The sequence below is a fragment of the Micromonospora sp. ZG13 genome, from assembly GCF_059359355.1.
Genome location: NZ_JCADBQ010000008.1, coordinates 106617 through 131153, shown reverse-complemented (window position 1 = coordinate 131153; position 24537 = coordinate 106617). Strand labels below are relative to the sequence as shown.

Genomic DNA, 24537 nt, shown 5'->3' with positions numbered 1-24537 from the left:
TCGCCTCCTGGACGCGCCGGGCCGCTCGGTTCACACGTCAGCGGCGCAGCGGTGTCTCCTGCGCGAGGTCGAGGAGCGGGTCGAGCGGCGAGACGCAGAGCAGGGCGAGCTGCTCGATGACCTTCTCCGGGTCGTCGTACGGGTCCAGCCCGGTGATCTCGATCGGGTCCAGCGCCGGAACCGGGACATGGGAGACGAGCGGGTGGAACGGTCGAGTGTCGATCTCCCCGGTGCCCAGCAGGTCCTCGTGCAGCTTCTCGCCCACGCGGAGCCCGGTGTAGACGATCGGCACCGAGCTGGCGGCCTGCTCGATCAGCTGTCGGGCCATGTCGAGGATCCGGACCGGTTCACCCATGTCCAGCACGAGCGCCTCGCCGTCGCGTCCGATCTCGGCGGCCTGGAGCACCAGGTGCACCGCCTCCTCGACGGTCATCAGGTAGCGGGTCACGTCAGGGTGGGTGACCGTGAGGGGGTTGCCGGCCTCGATCTGCCGCTGGAACGCGGTGACCACCGAGCCGCGGCTGCTGAGCACGTTGCCGAACCGGACGCTGAGGAACGTGCCGGGGAACCGGGAGGCGGCGTGCGCGGTGAGTCGCTCGGTGATGCGCTTCGAGTAGCCGAGCACGCTGATCGGGTCGGCGGCCTTGTCGGTGGAGATGTTGACGAACCGTTCCACCTCGCGGCAGGCGTCCAGCACCGACAGTGTGCCCCAGACGTTCGTCATGACCGCTTCGCCGGGGTGCCGCTGGAGCAGGGGGAGGTGCTTGAGCGCCGCCGCGTGGAAGATGACGTCCGGCCGGCGTTCCCGGATGATGCGCCGGATCCCCTCGTCGTCGCGTAGGTCGGCGAGGATGAGTTCGGGCCCGTCCAGCAGCGCCCGGCCGTCGAGGGACATCTGGAGTCCGTGCAGGGCGGACTCGTCGCGGTCCAGCATCATCAGCTCGCCCGGATCGGCCTTCATCACCTGCCGGCAGAGCTCCGAGCCGATCGAGCCGCCGGCGCCGGTGACGAGGACCCGTCGGCCGGTGAGGCTGCTGGTGCTCAGCGGCAGGTCACCGACGACCTGACGGCGACCGAGCAGATCGCTGATGCGGACGTCCCGCACGTCCGTGACGGTGATCCGGTGGTCCACCAGATCCCGCATGGGCGGCAGCACCTTGAAGGCGGCCCCGGTCTCCAGCGTCGCCTCGCGGATCTCACGGATCAGGGCGGCGTCGGCGTTGGCCACCGCGAAGATGACCGTCGTCGCGCCGGTGCGGCGTACGGCGTCGGCGACGTGGTGCCGCCCACCGAGGACGCGTACGCCACCGATACGGAGGTTTCGCTTGTCCGGGTCGTCGTCGAGGGCGCCGACGGGTAGGTACCGGCTGCGCGGGTCACCGAGCATCGCCCGGAGCAGACCCTGTCCCGCTTCACCCATCCCGAACAGCAGCACCGGTGTCGCGGAGCGTACGTCCGGCCGCATGGCGAGGTCGCGACGGTGCCGGTACGCGAACCGCGTGGCGAGCATGAACAGCAGGGCCAGCGCGCCGGCGACCAGCGGCGTGCTCGCCGGGACCGGCCGGTCCGCCGACGGGAGCAGCGCGAGCAGCACGATTCCCGAGGTCGTGATCGCCGTTCCGGCGACACCCTGCACCTCCTGGAGGCTGCCCAGCGGGTGTCGTCCGGAGTAGAGCCGGCGGACCGCCGCGACGGCGATGTGCACCAGCGCGGCGGCGACGCCGACGCCGACGGCCCGGGGCAACAGGCCCGGTGGCAGGTGGAATTCGTAGCGCGTCCACGCCGCCGCGAGGAAGCCCCCGAGCCAGGCGACGGTGTCCGTGGCCAGGAATCCGGCGGTGCGGCGTCGGGCCCGGGCACGACGATCGGCGGCCGGTGTGCGTCGCGAGGTGTCCGTGTCCAGCGGCATGTGTGCTCCTTGTCGCGTCTGTCGACCACTTCCCGCACACACGGGCGGGGCAAATTCGTTCTATAAAGGTTTCTACTACCTTTTTATGGTCTTTTGGGCGTTTTCGTGAGAGCGACGGAATCGGGGGACGAACGGGCCCGCCTTCCGGCTCAGCGGGCCGGGACGCCCTTGACCACCACGCCGTCGGGGACGTCCCGGACCACGCAGGCGCCCGCACCGACCGTGCTGTCCCGTCCGACCCGCAGGCCCTGCAACACGGCGGCGGTCGTACCGATCAGCGCGCCCTCGGCCAGGTGGCAGTCACCGGAGACGGCGGCCAGCGGGTTGACGGACACGAAGTCGGCGAGCGTGCTGTCGTGCCCGACCGTGGCGTTCTGGTTGAGGTGCACGTGCCGGCCGAGAGTGACGTTGGTGGTGACCCGGGCTCCCGGGAACGCGACGAAGCCCGGCCCGTGCACGATGTCCGGCCCGATCGTGGCCGCCGGGTGGACGACGCTGGCCGCCGCGGTGCCGTAGTCCTCGACGCGCCGAGCCACCGCACGCCGGATGCGGGGATCGCCGATGCCGATCACGTGGTGCGTGTCCGGCGGCGCGTCCCGTAGCCAGGCGACTCCGCCGAGGAAGGGCACATCGAGCCGTTGCACCCGCTTGAGGTTCTCCTCCGAGGGGCGGTCGTCGACGAAGCCGAGCAGTCGCCAGCGCGGCCGGCGCGCGTCGACGTCCATCGCGCGGGCGATCGTGAGGACCTCCCGGCCGTGGCCGCCACAGCCGACGACCACCAGTGGGATCGTCACGCTGTCGTCGCGCCCACTCGGGCGGCCAGAAACTCGTCGATCGCCCCGAGGACCGACGTCACCTGCTGCTCGGTGAGCGCGCTGCCGCTCGGCAGCGTGAGCCCGTCGGCGAAGAGCGCGTCGGCGGCACCGGTCAGCAGGCTCTCGGCACCCGCGAAGACCGGCTGGCGGTGCATCGGCTTCCACACCGGGCGCGTCTCGATGTCCCGGCCGGCCAGGTGCGCACCCAGGTCGGCGGCACGCCAACCGGACCGCTGCGGGTCGACGCGGATGCACGTGAGCCAGCAGTTGGCTTCGGCGTCCTCGGCACCGATGAGCTCGACGCCCGGCACCGACGCGAACAGTTTGGCGTAGTGCTCGCGGAGCTGTCGGCGGCGCCAGATCATCCCGTCCAGCCGTACCAGCTGGGCGCGACCCAGCGCGGCGAGCAGGTTGCTCAGGCGGTAGTTGAAGCCGGTCTCACGATGCTCGTAGTGCGGCGTGGGTTCCCGCGCCTGGGTCGCGAGGTGCCGGGCCCGGCTCAGCAGCGCCGGGTCGTCGGATACCAGCATGCCTCCGCCCGACGTCGTGATGATCTTGTTGCCGTTGAACGACAGCGCGCCGATCCGACCGAACGAGCCGGCGGCCCGACCGTGGTGGTGCGCGCCCAACGCCTCTGCGGCGTCCTCGACCACCGGTACGTCCGCCTCGGCGCACACCGGCAGCAGCGCCGTGTAGTCGACGCAGCTGCCGAACATGTCGACCGGCACCACGGCGGCGACCCGTTCACCCCGGTCGCGCAGTCGACCCAGCAGTTCGGCCAGCAGGGCGACGTCGATGTTGCCACTGTGCGGATCACAGTCGACGAAGACGGGTCGCGCGCCGATGTAGCGGACCGCGTTGGCCGTGGCGACGAAGGTCAACGTCGGCACGACGACCACATCTCCGGGGCCGACGCCGACACCGAGCAGGGCCAGGTGCAACGCGGCGGTTCCGGAGCTGACCGCCACCGCGCCCTGCGTGCCGACCCGCCGGGCCACCTCGCTCTCGAAGGCGTCGAGGTCCGGGCCGACCGGGGCCACCCAGCCCGACCGGAGGGCCGCGAGGACGTACGACTCCTCCAGTGGCCCGACGTCGGGCGGGGAGAGGTAGATGGTCCGGCTCACCGCGGGCTCCCGAGGAACTCGGGTGCGGTCGCCGATCCCTTCGCGGAGATCCCCTCGCGGCGCAGGACGGTCCACACCGTCGCGCCGAGAATCGCCAGGTCGAGACGGAGGTTCCGGGTGTCCACGTAGGCCACGTCGAGTTCCAGCTTGTCCTCCCAGCTCAGACTGTTGCGTCCGCGTACCTGGGCCAGGCCGGTGACACCGGGACGGACCTCGTGCCGGCGGGCCTGGGTGGGCGAGTACCGGGTGAGGTACTCGGGCAGCAGTGGCCGGGGGCCGACCAGGCTCATGTCGCCCCGCAGCACGTTCCACAGCGTGGGCAGCTCGTCCAGGCTGGTGGCCCGCAGCCAACGCCCGAGTGGCGTGAGCCGTTCGGCGTCGGTCACCAGCCCGCGACGCGCGTCCATGGGACGCATGGTCCGGAACTTGACCAGCTCGAACGGGAGACCGTGCCGCCCCGCACGACATTGCCGGAAGAGCACCGGTCGGCCGAGTCCCACCGCGACGAGAGCGGCGACCACCGCGAGCACCGGCGCGGTCAGGACCAGCAGGGCGATCGCCACGGTCACGTCGATGAGCCGTTTGCCCCGCTCCGGCCGTGTCGAGGCGGGTAGAGGGCGCTCGGGTGCGTTCACGAGTCCAGACACCGACACCGATCCGACCTCCCGGCAAAACCGTCAAAGACTACGAAACAGTCCTATCAGTGAATTGCGCTCGGAGAGCCGACAACCTCGACACTCCCCCCGCAATCCGTCGGATCAACCTCGAAAGTCCCGCCGAGGACACGGCTTCGACCTGGTCGACCTTCGTATCCGGCGCGGGCACTGACGACAGCGGGGCGCTCGGCGGGGAGGGACAGTGGCGGTCGCGGAGCGACCGCTGACCGATGTGGTCCGGAGTCCTGACGTCCGTTCCGGTGATCGGTCTCCGGCAGGGAGGCGCCAGGGAGCCCCGGCGGGAGTCGCTCCGCGCTGACCAGCGTCAGGGGCCGTCGTTCCCGTCGAGCCGCCGGGCCAGCAGGACCTCCAGCGGGATCGACTCGCCGTCGCGACCGCCCGCGCCGACGACCAGCGGCGGCGGGCTGGGCTCCGGATCGGCGCCGAACAGCCGCGCGCGCAGACCGCCCGGCACGGTCAGCAGATGGAACCGTCCGTCGGTGTCCACGGCGCGGCTCCGGGCCCGGTCGACGTACCAGCCGCGCAACCGCGTCCGGTACCGGCCCCGCCCGTCGTAGGACCGCGCGGTCAGGGGCGTGGGCGGCAGCCCGCGCCGGACGGCCTCGGCGACGAACCGGGCCACCAGCTCAGCCGCCTCGGCCCGTTCCGCCGCCCGGCGCTGCTCGTCGGCCGCCGCGTGCGCCCGCACCGCCTGTCGCCGCCGCTCCCGCCAGTCCGGGTTGTCGTGGGATGCCACGACCTCGAAGGTACGCGACGCCCGCGCCGCCGGGCGGGGGTGTGGCGTCCTGTCTCCCACCGGGCGGGTGTGTCGCACCGTTAACGCCGGGGCGGGTTCGGGCCCTGCCCGCCGCCCGGCGGCGTGGCGCCCCGGGATGGTGGCGCAGGACGCTGGCGCGCTGAGCCGCACACACGTGGCGGGCTGACCCACCGGCGACGTCAGCGCGATAGCGTCCGTTCTTACGGCCGAGCCGTGCCCGGCCGGCGCTCAGGCGAGGCCGGCGCGGCGCAGCGCCTCGGCCATCGCGTCGTTGGCCGGCGCCGCCGCGCCACCGCCGCGGCCCTGCCGCTGCTGCGGCCCGCCGCCGCGGCCCTCGCGGCCACCGCCCTGCCCGCCGCGACTGCCGCCCTGTCCACCGCGACCACCGGCGCCCGGGCCGCCACGGCCACCGCCCTGCCCGCCGCCGCGCTCCCGCCGGCCACCGCCCTGCGGTTCGCCGCGCCCCGCCTCCGCGTCGTCCTCCAACCGGAGGGTGAGCGAGATCCGCTTGCGGGGTACGTCGACGTCCAGCACCTTGACCCGGACCACGTCGCCGGACTTGACCACCTCGCGCGGGTCCTTGACGAACGTGCGGGACATCGCCGAGACGTGCACGAGCCCGTCCTGGTGCACGCCGACGTCCACGAACGCGCCGAACGCGGCCACGTTGGTCACCACGCCCTCCAGCACCATGCCCGGCACCAGGTCGCTGATCTTCTCCACCCCCTCGACGAAGGTGGCGGTGCGGAACTCCGGCCGCGGGTCGCGGCCCGGCTTCTCCAACTCGGCCAGGATGTCGGTGACGGTGGGCAGGCCGAAGGTGTCGTCGACGAAGTCGGTGGCCCGCAGCCCCCGCAGGATGTTGCTCCTGCCGATCAGCGACCGCAGGTCCTGCCCCGTGGTGGACAGGATCCGGCGCACCACCGGGTACGCCTCGGGGTGCACGCTGGAGGAGTCCAGCGGGTCGTCGCCGCCGGGGATGCGCAGGAAGCCGGCGCACTGCTCGAAGGCCTTCGGCCCGAGCCGGGCGACCTTCTTCAGCTCCGCGCGGGTGCGGAACGGGCCGTTCGCGTCGCGGTGCAGCACGATGTTCTCCGCCAGCCCGGCGCCGATTCCCGAGACCCGGGTCAGCAGCGGCGCGGAGGCGGTGTTGACGTCGACGCCCACCGCGTTGACGCAGTCCTCGACCACCGCGTCCAGCGACCGGGAGAGCTTCACCTCCGACAGGTCGTGCTGGTACTGGCCGACCCCGATCGAGCGCGGGTCGATCTTCACCAGCTCGGCGAGCGGGTCCTGGAGACGCCGGGCGATGGAGACCGCGCCGCGCAGCGAGACGTCCAGCCCGGGCAGCTCCTGCGAGGCGTACGCGGAGGCGGAGTAGACCGACGCGCCGGCCTCGGAGACCACCACCTTGGTCAGGTTGAGCTGCGGGTACCGCTTGATCAGCTCACCGGCGAGCTTGTCGGTCTCCCGGCTGGCGGTGCCGTTGCCGATGGCGACCAGCTCGACGCCGTGCGCCCCGGCCAGCCGGGCGAGGGTCTCGATCGAGGCGTCCCACTGCCGGCGCGGCTCGTGCGGGTAGATCGTGTCGGTGGCGACCACCTTGCCGGTGGCGTCCACGACGGCGACCTTCACCCCGGTACGCAGGCCCGGGTCCAGTCCCATGGTGGGCCGGGTGCCGGCCGGCGCGGCGAGCAGCAGGTCCCGCAGGTTCGTGGCGAAGACCCGCACCGCCTCCTCCTCGGCCGCCTGCCACAGGCGCATCCGCAGGTCGGCCCCGAGGTGGATGAGGATCCGGGTGCGCCAGGCCCAGCGCACCGTGTCGGCCAGCCACCGGTCCGCCGGCCGGCCCTTGTCGGTGACGCCGAACCGTCCCGCGATCACCGCCTCGTAGCGGCTCGGCCCCGTCGGCGCCGCGTCGGCGTCGCCGGCCTCCTCGGGCTCCATCGTCAGGTCGAGCACGCCCTCCTTCTCGCCCCGGAACATGGCCAGGATCCGGTGCGAGGGCAGCTTCGGGTACGGCTCGGCGAAGTCGAAGTAGTCGGCGAACTTGGCGCCGGCCGCCTCCTGCCCGTCGCGTACGCGGGAGACCAGCCGGCCCCGCGACCACATCTGCTCGCGCAGCGTGCCGATGAGGTCGGCGTCCTCGGCGAAGCGCTCGATGAGGATGGCGCGGGCGCCCTCCAGGGCGGCGGCCGGGTCGGCCACGCCCTTCTCCGCGTCGACGTAGCCGGCGGCGGCCTCCCGGGGGTCCTGCGACGGGTCGGTCAGCAGCGACTCGGCCAGCGGCTCCAGCCCGGCCTCGCGGGCGATCTGCGCCCGCGTGCGGCGCTTGGGCTTGTAGGGCAGGTAGATGTCCTCCAGGCGGGACTTCGAGTCGGCCGCCATGATCTGCGCTTCCAGGGCCTCGTCGAGCTTGCCCTGACCGCGGATCGACTCCAGCACCGCCGCGCGCCGTTCGTCCAGCTCGCGCAGGTAGCGCAGCCGCTCCTCCAGGGTGCGCAGCTGGGTGTCGTCGAGCAGGCCGGTGGCCTCCTTGCGGTAGCGGGCGATGAACGGCACGGTGGCGCCGCCGTCGAGCAGCTCCACGGCCGCCCGTACCTGACGCTCGGCGACGCCGAGCTCGTCGGCGATCCGCTGATGAACAGAGAGGGTCACGATCTCGATCCGCCTTCGGTGTGGGTTCCGCTGTGCATTCTGCCGGCCCGCACCGACGCGCGTCGCCGCCCCCGGCCCGGCGTGCCGGCGGCGACCGTCGGCACCGCGGCCCGCGCTGCGCTAGCGTGGCGATCATGGAACCTCCCGCGGACCCGCGCGCCCGGCGGCTCTTCGGCGGCAGCGCCCGGGCGCTCGGCGACCTGGCCGCCAGCCCGTTCCGGGCCGACCGGGACCGCATCGTGGCCTCGCCGTTCTTCGCCCGGCTCAACGGCGTCACCCAGGTCGTCAGCCCCGGCGGCTCCGGCCTGCTCGTGCACAACCGGCTGACCCACAGCCTCAAGGTGGCGCAGGTCGCGCGGGCCATCGCCGAGCGGCTCACCGCCGACGAGCGACACCGCGACCTGCTGGAGAAGCTGGGCGGCTGCGACCCGGACGTGGTGGAGGCCGCCGCGCTCGCCCACGACCTCGGCCACCCGCCGTTCGGGCACCTGGGGGAGCGGGTGCTGGACCGGCTGGCCCGCCAGCGCCTCGGGCTGACCGACGGCTTCGAGGGCAACGCCCAGTCGTACCGGATCGTCACCAGCACCGAGATCCGCGGCGCGGCGACCACCGGCCTGGACCTCACGGCGGCGGTGCGGGCCGCGCTGCTGAAGTACCCGTGGACGCGGCTGGACCATCCCGACCCGCACCCCCGGCTGCTGGACCCGCCGCCGCGCGGCGCCACCCCGCCGCCGGACGACCCGGGCAGCGGCTCGTCGAAGTTCGGGGCGTACCGCACGGAGATCGGCGACCTGCGGCAGGCCCGGGAACCGTTCGTGGGGCGCATCCCGGACTGGCAGCAGACCCCCGAAGCGTCGATCATGGACACCGCCGACGACATCGCGTACGCGATCCACGACGTCGAGGACTTCTACCGGGTCGGGGTGCTCCAGCAGGGTGCCGTGGCCGCCGAACTGATGGCCTGGCAGCGCGAGAGCGGGCACCTGCGTGCGATCACCGACGCGGCCCTGGCCGCCGCCGCCCGCCGACCCGGCTCGGCGATCGAGCGACTGCGCCGGCAACTGCACCGCAAGGACGCCTGGATCGCCGACGACGAGGCGTTCGCCGCCGCTGTCGAGCACGTCCGCGAGGAGCTGGTGGAGGGGCTGCTGGCCATGCCCTTCGACGGCTCCATCGAGGCGGAGCAGTACGTGGCCCGGTTCTCCGCCCGCTGGACGACCCGCTTCGTCGACGCGATCACCGTGGTCGAACAGCCGGCGGTGCGCTCCGGGCACGTGCTGCTGGCCCCCGCGCAGTGGCACGAGGTGCAGGTGCTCAAGTTCGTCCACCACCGGTTCGTGCTGGCCCGGCCCGACCTGGCCCTGCACCAGCGCGGGCAGGCCCGGCTGCTGGGCACCCTGGTGGAGGCGTTGCTGGAGTGGCTGCTCGACCCCGAGGAGGAGTCCCGGCTGCCGCGCCGGCTGCACGACCTGGTGGAGTTGGCAGAGGCGGAGCTGCACCCGCGTACGCCGGACCGGATCGGCAAGGCCCGCGGGCGGGCGATCGTCGACTTCGTCGCCCAGCTCACCGACGGCCAGGCGGTCGCCATGCTGGACGCCCTGTCGGGCCGATCCGGGGCGCTCTGGACCGACGCCTTCGTCCTCTGAGGGGCGGTGCCCCGGCGCTCAGGCGACGGCCTGCCACCAGCCGTCGACGGCGGGCGGGTCGTCCACCACCACCCGCTCGCCGGGGCGGGGCACGGCGAGGCGCACGTCCCTGGCCTTCGCCTCGGCCCAGATCCGGTCCACCGGCTCGGACCAGGCGTGCAGGGCCAGGTTGAACGTCGCCCAGTGCACCGGCACGAGCAGCCCGCCGCGCAGGTCGAGGTGGGCGGCGACGGCCTCCTCGGGGAACATGTGGATGCTCGGCCAGGCCCGGTCGTACGCGCCGATCTGCATCAGCGTCACGTCGAACGGACCGTGCCGCTCGCCGATCTCGGCGTAGCCGTCGAAGTAGCCGGAGTCGCCGGTGTAGAAGACCTTCCGGTGCGCGCCGGCGACGACCCAGGAACTCCAGAGCGTGCCGTCGCGGCGCAGCCCCCGGCCGGAGAAGTGCTGGGCGGCGGTGGCCGTGATCTCCAGCCCCGCCACCCGGTGGCTCTCCGCCCAGTCCAGCTCGACGATCCGCCCGGCCGGTACGCCCCAGCGGTCCAGGTGCGCGCCCACGCCCAGGGGCACCAGGAACGGCGCCGACTGCAGGGCGGTCAGCGCCTGGACGGTCGCCATGTCGAGGTGGTCGTAGTGGTCGTGCGAGATCAGGATCGCGTCGACCGGGGGCAGTTCGTCGAGGCGCACCGGTGGCCGGTGCAGGCGGCGCGGGCCGACCATGCTCGACGGGGAGCACCGGTCGCTCCACACCGGGTCGAGCAGCACCCGTCGGCCCTCGATCTCGATCAGGGCGGAGGCGTGGCCGTACCAGACGACGTTCAGCTGACGCCCCGCGTCGTCGGCCGGTGCGGCGCCGGGACGCAGCAGCGGCACCGCGACGCCCGGCCGGCGCTTCTGCTTGCCGAAGAGCAGCTCACGGACCAGGTTGCGGTCGGGGGTGCCGGCCATCGAGCGGGAGCCGCCCGGGTTGCGGAAGACGCCGTCGTGGAACCGGGGCGAGCGGGCGGCCCGCTCCGCGCGGGCGCCGGTGAGCCGGCCGCCGAGCGCCGCCGGCACGTCCCGGACCACCCACGCGAGCCCGGCCAGCGCGGCCAGCCCGGCCGCCCCGCGCAGCCGCCGTCCGAGGGTCCCCTCGGGTCCCGCGCGTTCCGCTGGTGCGCCCATCGCCGTCCCTCCGCCGTGTCCCGTCGTACACGGTAGCCCGGCGGTCGGGGGAGCGCCGGAAGGTCGGCGGGGCCCGCCGCGCGGCGGGCCCCGGGCGTCGAGGGCGGCTCAGCCGCCGTTGCTGGGTCGCTGCACGGTCGGTCGGTGGGTGACGCCGGTGCCGGTGAGGCGGTCGACCGCGGCGAGGAAGCGCCGGCCCATCCGGGCGCGGGCCGCGACGGCGGGGTGCGTGGCGCCGTAGTCGTCCGGCTCGGCCTGGCCGTCGGCGAAGAGGGCGTACGTGAGCACGGGCGCGCCGGCCGTGTCGAAGATCACCCCGGCCTCGTGCCGGGCGTCGGCGAACCAGCCGGCCTTCGTGGCGACCCGGGCCCGCTCGGTGGAGGACATGACCCGCCGGATCCCGTCGGTGTACGCGACGGGGGCGCGCAGCAGCCGCAGCACGAACGCCGTGCCGGCCGGCGAGAGCAGCGTGCCGGCCACCAGCGCGCGCAGCAGGTCGTGGGTCTCCCGGGGCGTGCTGGTGCCGAGGAAGAACCGGTTGGGGTTGGCCACGGGCTGCACCTGGGTGTTCGGGAAGCCCTTGCCGCGCAGGATGTCGTTGAGTTCGGCGGCGGGGCAGACCAGGCCGCAGAGCCGTACCGCCGTGTCGTCGGAGACGGTCAGCAGGTTGGCCAGCACGTGGCCGAGTGTCACGAAGCTCGGGTACGCCCCGTCGAGGCTGAACATGCCGTCGCCGCCGGGCACCACGATCGCCTCGGTCACCTCGACCCGCTGGTCGAGCGTCAGCAGCCCCCGGTCGACCTTGTCGAGCACCGCCACGGCCACCGCGATCTTGTTGACGCTGTACGCCTCGAGGCGCCGGTCGGGCTCGTCGGACACCGCCACCTGCGGGGCGCCGGCCGGGTCGGCGACGCTGACGTACGCCTGCCAGTTGCCCCCCGCTGCCACCGTCTCCCGCTCGTAGATCGCGGCCACCCGGCGGGCCGCCTGCCGGGGCGTCGTCGGAGCCGGCTCGGCGACCTCGGGGGCGGCGGACGCCGGCGCGGCGGCGCCGAGCACCGTTCCCGCCGTGGCCACCGTGCCCAGTCCCAGCGCGGTCCTGCGGTTCACCCGGATAGTCAATCGTCTCTCCCGTCGTGGTGGGCCGGCCCACCACCCTAGGCGAAACGATCGACGCCGGTGATCCCGCGCGGGGTTCACGGCAGCCGACGCCGGACGGCCGCCACGACCGGGCCGGGCAGTTCCCCGACGGCCCGCACCACCCGCCCGAGGTCGGGCAGCCAGCCGCCGCGTACGGACGCGGCGGCCGGGTCCGGCGCGAACACCGTGCCGTCGTGCGGCGCGACCGGCCGGTCGGTCAGCCCGAGCAGCCGCATCAACGGCCCGACGAGGGCGTCGTAGACGCCCGGCAGCAGGGTGAAGCCGACCCGCATGACCACGTTGATCCGGCCCACCGACACCTCCCGGCGGGGCCGGTCGGCGCAGTCCACGATGGCCCGGGCCACCCGTTCCGGGGTGGTGACCGGCAGCGGGGGTCGGCCGACGCGGCCCAGGTAGTTCGCGGCCCGCTGGTAGACCGGGGTGTCCACGCTGCCGGGGTTCACGATGCACACGTGCACCCCCGGGGTCTCCCGGGCCTCCTGCTGCAACGTGCGGGTCAGCCCCTGCAACCCCCACTTGCTCGCCACGTAGCCGCTCATGTACGGCGCCGTGATGTGCCCCAGCACCGACCCGGTGAGGATCAGCGTGCCCCCGCCGTCCGCCCGGAAGCGGCGCAGCGCCACCCGGGCCACCGCGGCGGCGGCGAGCAGGTCGGTGCGTACCACCTGCTCGAAGACCCGCTCCGGGGTCTCCTCGAACCGGCCGTACGCCATCACCGCCGCGGTGTGCACCCAGACGTCGATGCCGCCGAACCGGTCGAGGGTCGCGTTGGCGAGCGCCGCCAGGGCGCCGTCGGCGGTGACGTCGGTGGGCACCTCCAGCGCCTGCGCGCCGGCGGCCCGGCACTCGTCGCCGACGGCGGCGAGGGCTGCGGCGGACCGGGCGGCGAGCACGAGGCGGTCCCCGCGGTCGGCGAAGGCCCGGGCCGCCGCCCGGCCGATCCCGCTGGTCGCGCCGGTCACGACCACCGTCCGGGTCACGGTGCCAGCACGACCTTGACGCAGCCGTCCTCCTTCTTCTGGAACATCTCGTACGCCTGCGGCGCCTCCGACAGCGGCACCCGGTGGGTACGCAGGTCCGCCACGCCCAGCGGGTCGTCGTCGCCGGAGAGCAACGGGATGATCTCGTCGGTCCACCGGCGTACATGGCACTGCCCCATGCGCAGCTGGATGCCCCGGTCGAACATCTCCATCAGGGGCATCGGGTCGACCTCGCCGCCGTAGACGCCGGAGACGGAGACGGTGCCGCCCCGGCGGACGGCCTTGATCGCGGCCTTGAGCACGACCAGCCGGTCGACGCCAACCTTGTCGGTCATGGTCTGGGCGAGCTTGTCGGGCAGCAGCCCGGCGGCGGTCTGGGCGAGCTTGCCGAGGGGCGCGCCGTGGGCCTCCATGCCCACCGCGTCGATGACGGCGTCGGGGCCGCGTCCGTCGACGAGGTCGATCAGCGCGCCGGGCACGTCGTCCAGTTCGCTGACGTCGAGCACCTCGACGCCGTGCCGGCGGGCCATCGCCAACCGCTCCGGCACCAGGTCGAGCCCGATGACCCGGTCCGCGCCGAGGTGCCGGCCGATGCGGGCGCAGAACTGGCCGACGGGCCCGAGCCCGAAGACGGCGAGGGTGCCGCCGCGCGGGGTGTCGGCGTACTTCACCGCCTGCCAGGCGGTCGGCAGGATGTCGGACAGGTAGAGCCAGCGCTCGTCGGGCCCGACGTCGGGCACCTTGATCGGACCGAACTGGGCGTGCGGCACCCGCAGGTACTCTGCCTGCCCGCCGGGCACCGAGCCGTAGAGCGAGGTGTAGCCGAACAGCGCGGCGCCCTTGCCCTCGGCGGTGACCTGGGTGGTCTCGCACTGCGCGTACAGCTGCCGGTCGCACATCCAGCAGGAGCCGCAGGAGATGTTGAACGGCACCACCACCCGGTCGCCCGGCTTGAGCCGGGTCACCCCCGCGCCCACCTCCTCGACGATGCCCATCGGCTCGTGGCCGAGGACGTCGCCGGGCTTCAGGTACGGCCCGAGCACCTCGTACAGGTGCAGGTCCGAGCCGCAGATCGCGGTCGAGGTGATCCGGACGACGGCGTCGGTCGGCTCCTCGATCCGCGGATCGGGCACCTCCTCCACCCGTACGTCCCGTTTGCCCTGCCAGGTCAGCGCCTTCATGTCCCTCGTCCCTCCTCGTGCCGTCCCCGGGGGTGCTACCCGTCCTTGCCGACTTGAACCGGTGCCCGGGTGTCGGCTGGCGGGCCGGATGTCGGGGGCACGATGCGCGAGCCGGTGCGCGAGCCGGGTGCGTGGGGCCGGGTGCCGGCTCCCGGAAGGGCTCCGGCAGCCGGGCGCTGATCCCGCGTCCGGCGACGACGACGGCTGGGCCGCCTGTCGAGCTGATGTCGTAGACGACTCGGCTGATGTCGCAGACGATTCAGCTCGACAGGGCGCGAGCAGGCAGGCGCGGCCGCCCGGTGCGGCCGGCGTGGGGCCGCGTCGGGCGGGGCCGACGCGACGGGGGAGCAGGGACTGCGGGCCGACGGCCGGGCGGGTGGTACGGCGAGGGCCGCCGCGTTCGGAAGACGCGGCGGCCCTGCGCCGACCTCGCCGGCGTGACCTGCTGAGGCTCAGGAACCGGGGGTGTTGTCGCCCCGCTTCGAGGTGGCCATCAGGAAGTCGCGGTTGAGCCGGCCGATGGTGTTCAGCGGGATGCCCTTGGGGCAGACCACGGTGCACTCACCGGCGTTGGTGCAGCCGCCGAAGCCGGCCTCGTCGTGCGCGTCGACCATGCCGACCACCCGGGTGTAGCGCTCCGGCTGGCCCTGCGGCAGCAGCGAGAGCTGGGTGACCTTCGCGGCGGTGAAGAGCATCGCGGAGCCGTTCGGGCAGGCCGCCACGCAGGCGCCGCAGCCGATGCACTCCGCCGCCTCGAAGGCGGCGTCCGCGTTGGCCTTGGCGACCGGGGTCGAGTGCGCCTCGGGGGCGCTGCCGGTCGGCGCGGTGATGTAGCCGCCGGCGGCGATGATCTTGTCGAACGCGCCCCGGTTGACCACCAGGTCCTTGATGACCGGGAAGGCCCGGGCCCGCCACGGCTCGATGTCGATCGTCTCGCCGTCGGAGAACTGCCGCATGTGCAGCTGGCAGGCGGTGGTGCCGCGCTGCGGCCCGTGCGCGTCGCCGTTGATCATCAGGCCGCACATGCCGCAGATGCCCTCGCGGCAGTCGTGGTCGAACGCCACCGGCTCCTCGCCGGCGAGGATCAGCCGCTCGTTGAGTACGTCGAGCATCTCCAGGAAGGACATGTCGGGGGAGACGTCGTCGACCTTGTAGGTCACCATCCGACCCTTGTCCTCGGGGCCGGACTGGCGCCAGATGCGCAGGGTCAGGTTCACTTGTAGCTCCGCTGCGTGGGGTGGACGTATTCGAAGTTCAGGTCTTCCTTGTGCAGCACCGAGGGCTCGCCGGTGGCGGTGAACTCCCAGGCCGCCACGTACGCGAAGCGGTCGTCGTCGCGCTCCGCCTCGCCGTCGGGCGTCTGGTGCTCGGCCCGGAAGTGACCGCCGCAGGACTCCTCGCGGTGCAGGGCGTCGATGCACATCAGCTCCGCCAGCTCGAAGAAGTCGGCCACCCGGCCGGCCTTCTCCAGCGACTGGTTGAGCCCCTCGCCGCTGCCCGGCACCCGGACCCGCTGCCAGAACTGCTCGCGCAGGGCGCGGATCTCGTCGATCGCCTTGCGCAGCCCGGCCTCACTGCGTTCCATGCCGCAGTGCTCCCACATGATCTGGCCCAGCTCGCGGTGGAACGAGTCCACGGTCCGGTCGCCGTCGACGGCCAGCAGCCGCTGGATCCGGTCCTCGACGTCGGCGCGGGCCTGCACGGCCGCCGGGTGCGTGGCGTCGACCTTCTCCATCGGGCCGGACGCCAGGTAGTGCGCGATGGTGTTCGGCAGCACGAAGTAGCCGTCGGCCAGGCCCTGCATCAGCGCCGAGGCGCCGAGACGGTTCGCGCCGTGGTCGGAGAAGTTCGCCTCGCCGATCACGAAGAGGCCCGGGATCGTCGACTGGAGGTCGTAGTCGACCCAGAGGCCGCCCATCGTGTAGTGCACGGCGGGGTAGATGCGCATCGGCACCTCGTACGGGTCCTCGCCGGTGATCCGTTCGTACATCTCGAAGAGGTTGCCGTACTTGGCCTCGATGGCCTTGCGGCCGAGCCGGTTGATCGCGTCGCCGAAGTCCAGGTAGACGCCGAGCCCCGTCTGGCCGACGCCGCGCCCCTCGTCGCAGACGTTCTTCGCGGCGCGGGAGGCGATGTCGCGGGGGACCAGGTTGCCGAAGGAGGGGTAGATCCGCTCCAGGTAGTAGTCCCGCTCGCCCTCGGGGATGTCCCGCGGGCTGCGGGTGTCGCCCTTGGCCTTGGGCACCCAGACCCGGCCGTCGTTGCGCAGCGACTCGCTCATCAGGGTCAGCTTCGACTGGTGGTCGCCGGAGACCGGGATGCAGGTCGGGTGGATCTGCGTGTAGCAGGGGTTGGCGAAGTACGCGCCCTTGCGGTGGGCCCGCCAGGTGGCGGTGACGTTGCAGCCCTTGGCGTTGGTGGAGAGGTAGAAGACGTTGCCGTAGCCGCCGGAGGCGAGCACGACCGCGTCCGCGAACTCGGTGGTGATCTCGCCGGTGACCATGTCCCGGACCACGATGCCGCGGGCCTTGCCGTCGACGACGATCAGCTCCAGCATCTCGTGCCGGGTGTTCATCTCCACGTTGCCGAGGCCGATCTGCCGCTCCAGCGCCTGGTACGCGCCGAGCAGCAGCTGCTGGCCCGTCTGGCCCCGGGCGTAGAAGGTGCGCTGCACCTGCGCGCCGCCGAAGGAGCGGGTGTCCAGCAGGCCGCCGTACTCGCGGGCGAACGGGACGCCCTGCGCGACGCACTGGTCGATGATGTTGACCGAGACCTCGGCGAGCCGGTGCACGTTCGACTCGCGGGAGCGGAAGTCGCCGCCCTTGACGGTGTCGTAGAAGAGGCGGTGCACCGAGTCGCCGTCGTTGCGGTAGTTCTTGGCGGCGTTGATGCCGCCCTGCGCGGCGATGGAGTGCGCCCGGCGCGGGCTGTCCTGGTAGCAGTAGGTCTTGACCCGGTAGCCCTGCTCGCCCAGCGTGGCGGCGGCCGAGCCGCCGGCCAGACCGGTGCCGACCACGATCACGGTCATCTTGCGGCGGTTGGCCGGGTTGACCAGCTTGGCCTCGAAGCGGCGGCGTTCCCACCGGGTCTCGATCGGGCCGTCGGGAGCCTTGGTGTCGGCGATCGGGTCGCCCTCGGTGTAGAGATCCATGTCAGGACACCAATCCGGTGAGTACGGCGAACGGGACCACCAGGTAGCCGACGCAGAGCGCCACGGAGAAGCCGAGGGCCACGGCCCGGGCCCGCCGCTCGCCGCGCGGGCTCTGCTGGCCGAGGCTGCGCAGCGCGCTGAACAGGCCGTGCCGCAGGTGGAAGCCGAGGGTGACGATCGCCAGGGTGTAGAAGAGCGTCACGTACCAGCGCTCCGGGGCGAAGTCGGCCACCACGTTGGCGTACGGCCGGGCGGGGTCGCCGACGGGGTTGAGCGTGCCGGTGGTGAGGTCCAGCAGGTGGTAGATCACGAACAGCAGGATGATCACGCCACCCCAGCGCATCGTGCGGGCGGCGTAGCTGCCCTGCACCTTCTTGCGGTGCGCGTACTGCACCGGGCGGGCGGCGCGGGCGCGCACGGCGAGGGCGGTCGCGGCCCAGATGTGGCCGACTGCCGCCACCACCAGGCCGATCCGCATGATCCACAGGAACCACACGCCCGGCAGCAGCGGGGTGCCGATCTCGCGTAGCCAGTGCGCGTAGTGGTCGAACGAGGTCGCCCCCGTGAAGATCTTCAGGTTGCCGAGCATGTGCGCGATCAGGAATGACACCAGGATGATGCCCGTCACCGCCATGACGGCCTTGAGGCCGACGCTGGAACGGATGGGCGACCGAGTTCTCGTGACTACCACGCGATCGACGCTAGGAGCACTTGATTCAGTCGTCCAATGCATCGAACTCGCAGTCTTGATAGCTATAGGCTATGTAGATGCAGCTCCATCAGCTGAAGTACTTCGTAGCGGTCGCAGAAGTACGACATTTCACCCAAGCCGCCGACATCGTGGGCATCACCCAGCCTTCGTTGAGTAAGCAAGTTCACGCCCTGGAGGAGGGCCTCGGTGCCCCACTGTTCGAGCGGGTAAGGGGCAACATCACCCTCACCGCGGCCGGTGAGGTGCTGCTGCCGCTGGCCAAGCGGATCCTCGCCGACGTCGACACCGCGACCCGCGAGGTGCAGGAGCTGGTCGGCCTGCGCCGTGGCCGGGTCCGGCTCGGCGCCACCCCCAGCCTCGCCACCTCGCTCGCCCCGCCCGTGCTGCGCCGCTTCCGCGACGCCCACCCCACCATCGACCTGCGGGTGGAGGAGAGCGGCTCGCAGGACCTGGTCCGCGGCCTGCTCCGCGGCGACCTCGACCTGGCACTGATCATCATGCCGGCCCAGGGCACCGACCCCGGGCTGCGCGCCGACCCCATCCTGCGGGAGAGCCTGGTGGTCGCCTCCGTCGAGGAGCTGCCGGTGGCCCCGGAGGCCGGGCAACTGCGCGTCGCCGACCTGCGCGACCAGCCGATGGTCATGTTCCGGGAGGGCTACGACCTGCGCGACGCCACCCTCCAGGCCTGCCGGGAGGCCGGCTTCGAGCCGACCATCGCCGTCGACGGCGGCGAGATGGACGCGGTGCTGAGCTTCGTCGAGGCCGGGCTGGGCGTCGCGCTGGTCCCCGGCATCGTGGTGGCCCGCCGGCCGGGCGTACGCGTCACCCGGCTGGCCCCGCCCGGCGTCCGGCGCACCATCGCGGTCGCCCGGCGCCGCGACGTGGTGCCCACCCACGCCGGCCGGGAGCTGCGCAGGATACTGCTGGACTACGTCCGCGACGCCACCACCGACGGGGACCTGCCGCCGGGCGTCGAACCGCTCTGAGGCCCGCCGGCGAACCGCGCGGAGGTCGGCCGCCGCACGCCCGGCCGCGCCGTTCCCCGCCGTCAGGTGCGCACGACGGAAGACGACCGGCCCCCGTCGGCGTGCCTACGCTGCCCGCATGGCAACGGGTAGCGCCGTGGTGATCGGCGCCAGCATGGGCGGCCTGCTGACGGCGCGCGCTCTCACCGAGGCGTACGAGCGGGTCACCCTCGTGGACCGTGACCTGCTGCCCGAGCGGGCGGACAGCCGCCGGGGCGTACCCCAGGGACGGCAGCTGCACGTCCTGCTGACCCGGGGCCGGCAGGCGTTCGAGGAGCTGCTGCCGGGCATCTCGGCGGAGCTGGCCGCGCGCGGCGTGCCCACGGTCGACCTGCACGAGCAGGTCCACTGGTACAACAACGGCCACCGGATGCGCCGCGCCCCGTCGCCGCTGTTCGCCCTCGGGGTCAGCCGACCGCTGCTGGAACAGGTCGTCCGGGAGCGGGTGGCCGCCCTGCCCGGGGTGCGGATCGTCTCGGGCTGCGAGGTGGCGGGCCTGACCACCACCGTCGACCGGCGGCGGGTCACCGGGGTGCGGCTGCACCCCCGCGACGGGGAGCCCACGACCGTCGCCGCCGACCTCGTCGTCGACGCCGGCGGCCGGGGCACCCGCAGCCCGGTGTGGCTGGCCGAGCTGGGCTACCGGCCCGCGCCGGAGGAACGGGTCAAGGTCGGCGTCACCTACCTCACCCGCACCTACCGCCGGGAGCCGCACCACCTGGAGGGGCTGCTCGGCGCGCTCACCAACGCCGTGCCCGGCCAGCCCCGGGGCGGCATCGTCGCCGTGCAGGAGCAGGGCCGGTTCGCGGTGGCGCTCAGCGGCATGCTCGGCGAGGAGCCGCCGGCCGACGACGACGGCATGACCGCCTTCGCCGAGACCCTCGCCGCCCCGCAGATCGCCGAGCTGCTGCGTACGGCGCAGCCGGAGAGCCCGCCGGCGACGATGAAGTTCCCGGCCAGCGTGCGGCGGCGCTACGAGCGGCTGCGCCGCTTCCCGGCCGGCTACCTGGTGGTGGCCGACGCCGTGTGCAGCTTCAACCCGGTCTACGGGCAGGGCATGACGGTGGCCGCGCTGGAGGCCCTGCTGCTGCGCCGGCTGCTGCGGCGCTCGCCCGACCGGCTCGCCCGGCGGTTCTTCCGGGGCGCCGCCCGGCTGATCGACGGGCCGTGGTCCATCGCGGTCGGCACCGACCTGCGCTTCCCCGAGGTGCCCGGCCGCCGCTCGCCGCGGGTACGCCTGGTCAACGCGTACGTGGGCCGGCTGCACGCGGCGGCGACCCGGGACCCGGCGCTGGGCGCGGCGTTCCTGCGGGTGGTGAACCTCGTCGACCCGCCGACGCGGCTGCTCTCCCCGCCGGTGCTGCTGCGGGTGCTGCGCGGTGCCCCGGCGTCCGCGCCATGACCGTCCCGGCATCGGCGCCATGACCGTCCCGGCGTCGGCACCCTGAGCCGGGCGGACGCCGTCCGACGGGTGCGGGCGTGCCGCCCTACCTGCCCTCCGCCTCGTCCATCGCGCGGTAGATCCGCTGCTCCGACACCGGGTACGGGGTGCCCAGCGCCTGGGCGAACACGTTCACCCGCAGCTCCTCGATCATCCAGCGGATCTGCCGCACCGCCGTCGACTGCCGGCGGCTCTGCGGCAGCGCGGCGAGCACCTCCTGGTACTCCTTCTGTACCACCGCGACCCGGTCCTGCTGCTGCTTGTCGCGCTGCGGGTTGCCCGGCAGCCGGTCCAGCCGCCGCTCGATCGCGGTGAGGTAGCGCAGCAGGTCGGGCAGGCGCGCGTACCCGGTCTCGGTGACGAACCCCTTGTGCACCAGGCCGTTCAGCTGAGCCCGGATGTCGGCCAGCGCGGCCACCACCGCCAGGTTCCGCGTGGCGCCGAGGCGCTGCTCGACCGCGTACGCGGCGGCGAGCACCCGGCGGACCCGGTCCATGATCTCGACCACGGTGTCCACCAGGTCGGCCCGGACCTTCTCCCGCAGGGCGGCGAAGCCCTCGGCGTCCCAGGCCGGGCCGCCGGCGTCACCGATCAGCTTGTCGATCGCCGCCCCCGCCGCGTCCGAGATCAGCTCCTGTACGCCGCCGTGCGGATTGCGGCTCAGCGCCAGCTTCGCCTCGTTGCTCAGCCGCCCCTGCAGGAACTTCGCCGGCGACGGCACGGTGAGCCGCAGCAGCCGCCGCGTACCCGCCCAGTGCGCCGCCTCCTGCTCGGCGGGCGAGTCGAAGACCTTCACCCCGACGGTGTCGCCCTCGTCGACCAGGGCCGGGTACGCGGTCACGGCGTACCCGGCGCGCACCTGCTCGATGGTGCGAGGAAGAACGTCGATGCTCCACTCGCGCAGCCCGGTGCGGGCCACGTCCGGCGCGGCGGCGGCCACGACCTGGCGTACCTCCGCCTTGAGCCGACGTTGCAGGGCCGGTAGGTCCTTGCCCTCGGCGACCGGCTTGTTCTCCTCGTCGAGCACCCGGAAGCTGACCCGCAGGTGCGCGGGGAGCCGCTCGGTGTCCCACGCGTCGCGGGGCACGGTGACGCCGGTCATCCGGCGCAGCTGCCGGGTCAGCGCGTCCAGCAGCGGCTCCTCGCCGGCCGGCATCGCGGCCAGCGCCGCGCGCGCGAAGTCCGGCACCGGTACGAAGTTGCGGCGTACCGCCTTGGGCAGCGAGCGGATCAGCGCGATCACCAGTTCCTCGCGCAGCCCGGGCACCTGCCAGTCGAAGCTCTCCGCCGGCACCTGGTTGAGCAGGGGCAGCGGGATGTCGACGGTCACGCCGTCGGTGGGGGTGCCCGGCTCGAAGCGGTAGGTCAACGGCAGGGTCACCCCGTCGGCGGACCACTCGTCGGGGTAGTCGGCCTCGTCCACGCCGGTGCGGCCGGCGTTGACCAGCAGCTCCCGGGTGAAGGTGAGCAGGTCGGGCTGCTCCCGTCGGGTCTTCTTCCACCAGGCGTCGAAGTGCCGCCCGGAGACCACGTCGGCCGGGATGCGGGCGTCGTAGAAGTCGAAGACGGTCTGGTCGTCGACGAGGATGTCGCGGCGCCGGGCCCGGTGCTCCAGCTCCTCGATCTCCGTCAGCAGCCGCTGGTTGTCCCGCCAGAAGTGGTGGTGGGTCTGCCAGTCGCCCTCGACGAGGGCGTGCCGGATGAACAGCTCCCGCGACAGCGCCGGGTCGATCCGGCCGAAGTTGACCTTCCGCGAGGTGACCAGCGGGACGCCGTAGAGGGTCACCTTCTCGTAGGCCATCACGGCCGCCTGCTTCTTCTCCCAGTGCGGCTCGCTGTAGCTGCGCTTGACCAGGTGCGTCGCCAGGGGCTCGACCCACTCGGGCTCGACCCGGCCGGCCACCCGGCCCCAGAGCCGGGAGGTCTCCACCAGCTCGGCGGCCATCACCCAGCGCGGCGGCTTCCTGAAAAGCGCCGAGCCGGGGAAGAGCGCGAACTTCGCGCCCCGGGCGCCGAGATACTCGTGCTTCTGCGCGTCCTTGAGCCCGACGTGCGACAGCAGGCCGGCCAGCAGCGACTGGTGCACCTTCGGCGTGTCGATCTCCTCCGGCAGGTCCGCGCCGCCCCGGCGCCCGCCGCCTGCGTCGCGCGTCGGTCGCCCTTCTTCGGGCGTACGTCTCACCTGTCGCAACTGGCTGACGATGTCCTGCCACTCGCGTACCCGCAGGTAGTTGAGGTATTCGGCCTTGCACATCCGCCGGAACGCGCTGGACGACAGCTCGCGCTGCTGCTCGCGCAGGTGCCGCCACAGGTTGAGCAGCGTCACGAAGTCCGACTCGCGGTCGGTGAACCGCGCGTGCGCCTGGTCGGCCTGGGCCTGCTTCTCGGCGGGCCGCTCGCGCGGGTCCTGGATCGACAGCGCGGCGGCGATCACCATCACCTCGGTGGCGCAGCCGTTGCGCTCGCCCTCGACGACCATCCGGGCCAGCCGCGGGTCGACGGGGAGCTGCGCAAGCCGCCGGCCCAGCGGGGTGAGCCGCTTCGCCGGGTCGGCCTCGGCCGGGTCGAGCGCCCCGAGCTCGTGCAGCAGGTTCACGCCGTCGGCGACGTTGCGCCGGTCCGGCGGGTCGATGAACGGGAACGCGGCGATGTCGCCCAGCCCGATGGAGGTCATCTGGAGGATGACCGAGGCGAGATTGGTACGCAGGATCTCCGGGTCGGTGAACTCCGGGCGGGACAGGAAGTCCTGCTCGTCGTAGAGGCGGATGCAGATGCCGTCCGAGGTACGCCCGCAGCGCCCCTTGCGCTGGTTGGCCGACGCCTGTGAGACCGGCTCGATCGGCAGCCGCTGCACCTTGAGCCGGCTGCTGTAGCGGGAGATGCGGGCCGTGCCCGGGTCCACCACGTACTTGATGCCGGGCACGGTGAGCGAGGTCTCCGCCACGTTGGTCGCCAGCACCACCCGGCGCCCGGCGTGCGGGGCGAAGACCCGGTGCTGCTCGGCGGTGGAGAGCCGGGCGTACAGCGGCAGGATCTCGGTGCCGCGCAGCGCCGGTTTCTTCTCCACCAGCTTGCCCAGCGCGTCGGCGGTGTCGCGGATCTCCCGCTCGCCGCTGAGGAAGACCAGGACGTCGCCGGGCCCCTCGGCGGCCAGTTCCTCGACGGCGTCGCCGATGGCCTGGACCTGGTCGCGGACGTTCTCCTCGTCCTCGCCGTCGTCCTCGCCCTCGGCCACCTCGACCAGCGGCCGGTAGCGCACCTCGACCGGGTACGTGCGCCCGGAGACCTCGACCACGGGCGCCGGCACGCCGTCGGGCTCGTCGGCGGTGGGCGGCCCCGCGAAGTGCCGGGCGAAGCGCTCGGTCTCGATGGTCGCCGAGGTGATGACCACCTTGAGGTCGGGTCGGCGGGGGAGGAGCTGGCGCAGGTAGCCGAGGATGAAGTCGATGTTGAGGCTGCGCTCGTGCGCCTCGTCGATGATCAGCGTGTCGTACTGGCGCAGCATCCGGTCGGTCTGCAACTCGGCGAGCAGGATGCCGTCGGTCATCAGCTTGACCAGGCTGCGGTCGCTGACCTGGTCGGCGAAGCGCACCTTGTAGCCGACCACGTCGCCCAGCTCGGTGCCGAGCTCCTCGGCGATGCGGTCCGCCACCGTACGCGCGGCCAGCCGGCGCGGCTGGGTGTGCCCGATCAGGCCGGTGATCCCGCGCCCCAGCTCCAGGCAGATCTTCGGCAGCTGGGTGGTCTTGCCGGAGCCCGTCTCGCCGGCCACGATCACCACCTGGTGGTCGCGGATCGCGGCGGCGATGTCGTCCTTGCGCTCGCTCACCGGCAGCTGGGCCGGATACGTGATCACCGGTACGGCGGCGCGGCGGTTCTCGAGCACGGCCTCGGCCCGCGCCACGTCGGCGGCGATCTCCCCGAGCGCCGACTCCCGGCGCTGCGGGTCGCGCAGCCGGCGTACCCCGTCCAGGCGCCGTTGCAGGCGGCGCTGGTCGCGGAACATCAGGGGACGGAGGCGGCGGTGCAGCTCGCGGACGGGGTCGGTCGCGGCGGGTGCGGCTGGATTCTGCATGTCGTCGCCAAGGATAGGCAGCCGCCGGCCGGACCGCCCCCGGGTTACCGCCGCACCGCCC

General features: G+C 73.2%; 17 protein-coding genes. 3 read left to right on the top strand and 14 right to left on the bottom strand.

The annotated features are described in order from the left end of the window. Nucleotides 1-37 precede the first annotated feature (37 nt). The 6 genes from AC5L34_RS18490 to AC5L34_RS18465 all read right to left on the bottom strand — a co-directional run bounded on the left by AC5L34_RS18490 (nt 38) and on the right by AC5L34_RS18465 (nt 7940). Nucleotides 38-1909 (bottom strand): polysaccharide biosynthesis protein, encoded by a 1872-nt coding sequence (locus AC5L34_RS18490; protein ID WP_441176376.1) that lies wholly within the window; start codon nt 1907-1909, stop codon nt 38-40. Nucleotides 1910-2058: 149 nt separating this feature from the next. Further along, nucleotides 2059-2703 (bottom strand): acetyltransferase, encoded by a 645-nt coding sequence (locus AC5L34_RS18485; protein ID WP_441176377.1) that lies wholly within the window; start codon nt 2701-2703, stop codon nt 2059-2061. Further along, nucleotides 2700-3848, bottom strand: coding sequence for an aminotransferase class I/II-fold pyridoxal phosphate-dependent enzyme (locus AC5L34_RS18480; protein WP_441176378.1), 1149 nt, complete (start codon nt 3846-3848; stop codon nt 2700-2702). Before AC5L34_RS18480 ends, AC5L34_RS18485 begins: the two co-directional genes overlap by 4 nt. Continuing rightward, the gene (locus tag AC5L34_RS18475) at nt 3845-4483 is read right to left on the bottom strand and encodes a sugar transferase (protein ID WP_494826215.1); all 639 of its coding nucleotides are present in this window, start codon (nt 4481-4483) and stop codon (nt 3845-3847) included. The genes AC5L34_RS18480 and AC5L34_RS18475 overlap by 4 nt, the downstream gene beginning before the upstream one ends. A gap of 346 nt (nt 4484-4829) precedes the next feature. Continuing rightward, nucleotides 4830-5261 (bottom strand): hypothetical protein, encoded by a 432-nt coding sequence (locus tag AC5L34_RS18470; protein WP_441176380.1) that lies wholly within the window; start codon nt 5259-5261, stop codon nt 4830-4832. A gap of 249 nt (nt 5262-5510) precedes the next feature. Then, nucleotides 5511-7940 carry a Tex family protein gene (locus AC5L34_RS18465; protein ID WP_494826104.1) on the bottom strand — a complete coding sequence of 810 codons (2430 nt, stop codon included), beginning with the start codon at nt 7938-7940 and terminating at the stop codon, nt 5511-5513. A 134-nt stretch (nt 7941-8074) separates the two neighbouring features. Between AC5L34_RS18465 and AC5L34_RS18460 the strand changes: the two genes are divergently transcribed. Next, nucleotides 8075-9586 (top strand): deoxyguanosinetriphosphate triphosphohydrolase family protein, encoded by a 1512-nt coding sequence (locus AC5L34_RS18460; RefSeq protein WP_101414857.1) that lies wholly within the window; start codon nt 8075-8077, stop codon nt 9584-9586. Nucleotides 9587-9604: 18 nt separating this feature from the next. Here the strand turns inward: AC5L34_RS18460 and AC5L34_RS18455 are convergent, their stop codons facing one another. From AC5L34_RS18455 to AC5L34_RS18425, 7 genes are all read right to left on the bottom strand, one after another. Continuing rightward, nucleotides 9605-10750 carry an MBL fold metallo-hydrolase gene (locus AC5L34_RS18455; RefSeq protein ID WP_441176382.1) on the bottom strand — a complete coding sequence of 382 codons (1146 nt, stop codon included), beginning with the start codon at nt 10748-10750 and terminating at the stop codon, nt 9605-9607. Nucleotides 10751-10858: 108 nt separating this feature from the next. After that, nucleotides 10859-11860, bottom strand: coding sequence for a serine hydrolase (locus tag AC5L34_RS18450; RefSeq protein ID WP_441176383.1), 1002 nt, complete (start codon nt 11858-11860; stop codon nt 10859-10861). Nucleotides 11861-11946: 86 nt separating this feature from the next. After that, the gene (locus AC5L34_RS18445) at nt 11947-12891 is read right to left on the bottom strand and encodes an SDR family NAD(P)-dependent oxidoreductase (RefSeq protein ID WP_494826101.1); all 945 of its coding nucleotides are present in this window, start codon (nt 12889-12891) and stop codon (nt 11947-11949) included. Continuing rightward, the gene (locus tag AC5L34_RS18440) at nt 12888-14072 is read right to left on the bottom strand and encodes a zinc-dependent alcohol dehydrogenase (protein ID WP_494826099.1); all 1185 of its coding nucleotides are present in this window, start codon (nt 14070-14072) and stop codon (nt 12888-12890) included. The genes AC5L34_RS18445 and AC5L34_RS18440 overlap by 4 nt, the downstream gene beginning before the upstream one ends. A gap of 452 nt (nt 14073-14524) precedes the next feature. Beyond that, nucleotides 14525-15289, bottom strand: coding sequence for a succinate dehydrogenase/fumarate reductase iron-sulfur subunit (locus AC5L34_RS18435; RefSeq protein ID WP_089001139.1), 765 nt, complete (start codon nt 15287-15289; stop codon nt 14525-14527). Next, the gene (locus tag AC5L34_RS18430) at nt 15286-17223 is read right to left on the bottom strand and encodes a fumarate reductase/succinate dehydrogenase flavoprotein subunit (protein WP_494826097.1); all 1938 of its coding nucleotides are present in this window, start codon (nt 17221-17223) and stop codon (nt 15286-15288) included. The genes AC5L34_RS18435 and AC5L34_RS18430 overlap by 4 nt, the downstream gene beginning before the upstream one ends. Before the next feature lies 1 nt (nt 17224). Next, nucleotides 17225-17956, bottom strand: coding sequence for a succinate dehydrogenase cytochrome b subunit (locus AC5L34_RS18425; RefSeq protein WP_494826095.1), 732 nt, complete (start codon nt 17954-17956; stop codon nt 17225-17227). Between the two features lie 35 nt (nt 17957-17991). On the opposite strand from AC5L34_RS18425, the gene AC5L34_RS18420 reads away from it, so the two are divergent. Further along, complete coding sequence (locus AC5L34_RS18420) at nt 17992-18921, top strand: LysR family transcriptional regulator (protein WP_441176389.1); 930 nt, start codon at nt 17992-17994, stop codon at nt 18919-18921. A 118-nt stretch (nt 18922-19039) separates the two neighbouring features. After that, complete coding sequence (locus AC5L34_RS18415; protein WP_441176390.1) at nt 19040-20362, top strand: FAD-dependent oxidoreductase; 1323 nt, start codon at nt 19040-19042, stop codon at nt 20360-20362. An 85-nt stretch (nt 20363-20447) separates the two neighbouring features. Here AC5L34_RS18415 and hrpA read toward each other — a convergent pair whose 3' ends face one another. Beyond that, on the bottom strand, nt 20448-24476 hold the full coding sequence (gene hrpA / locus AC5L34_RS18410; RefSeq protein WP_494826092.1) for an ATP-dependent RNA helicase HrpA: 4029 nt from the start codon (nt 24474-24476) through the stop codon (nt 20448-20450). Nucleotides 24477-24537: the final 61 nt, after the last annotated feature.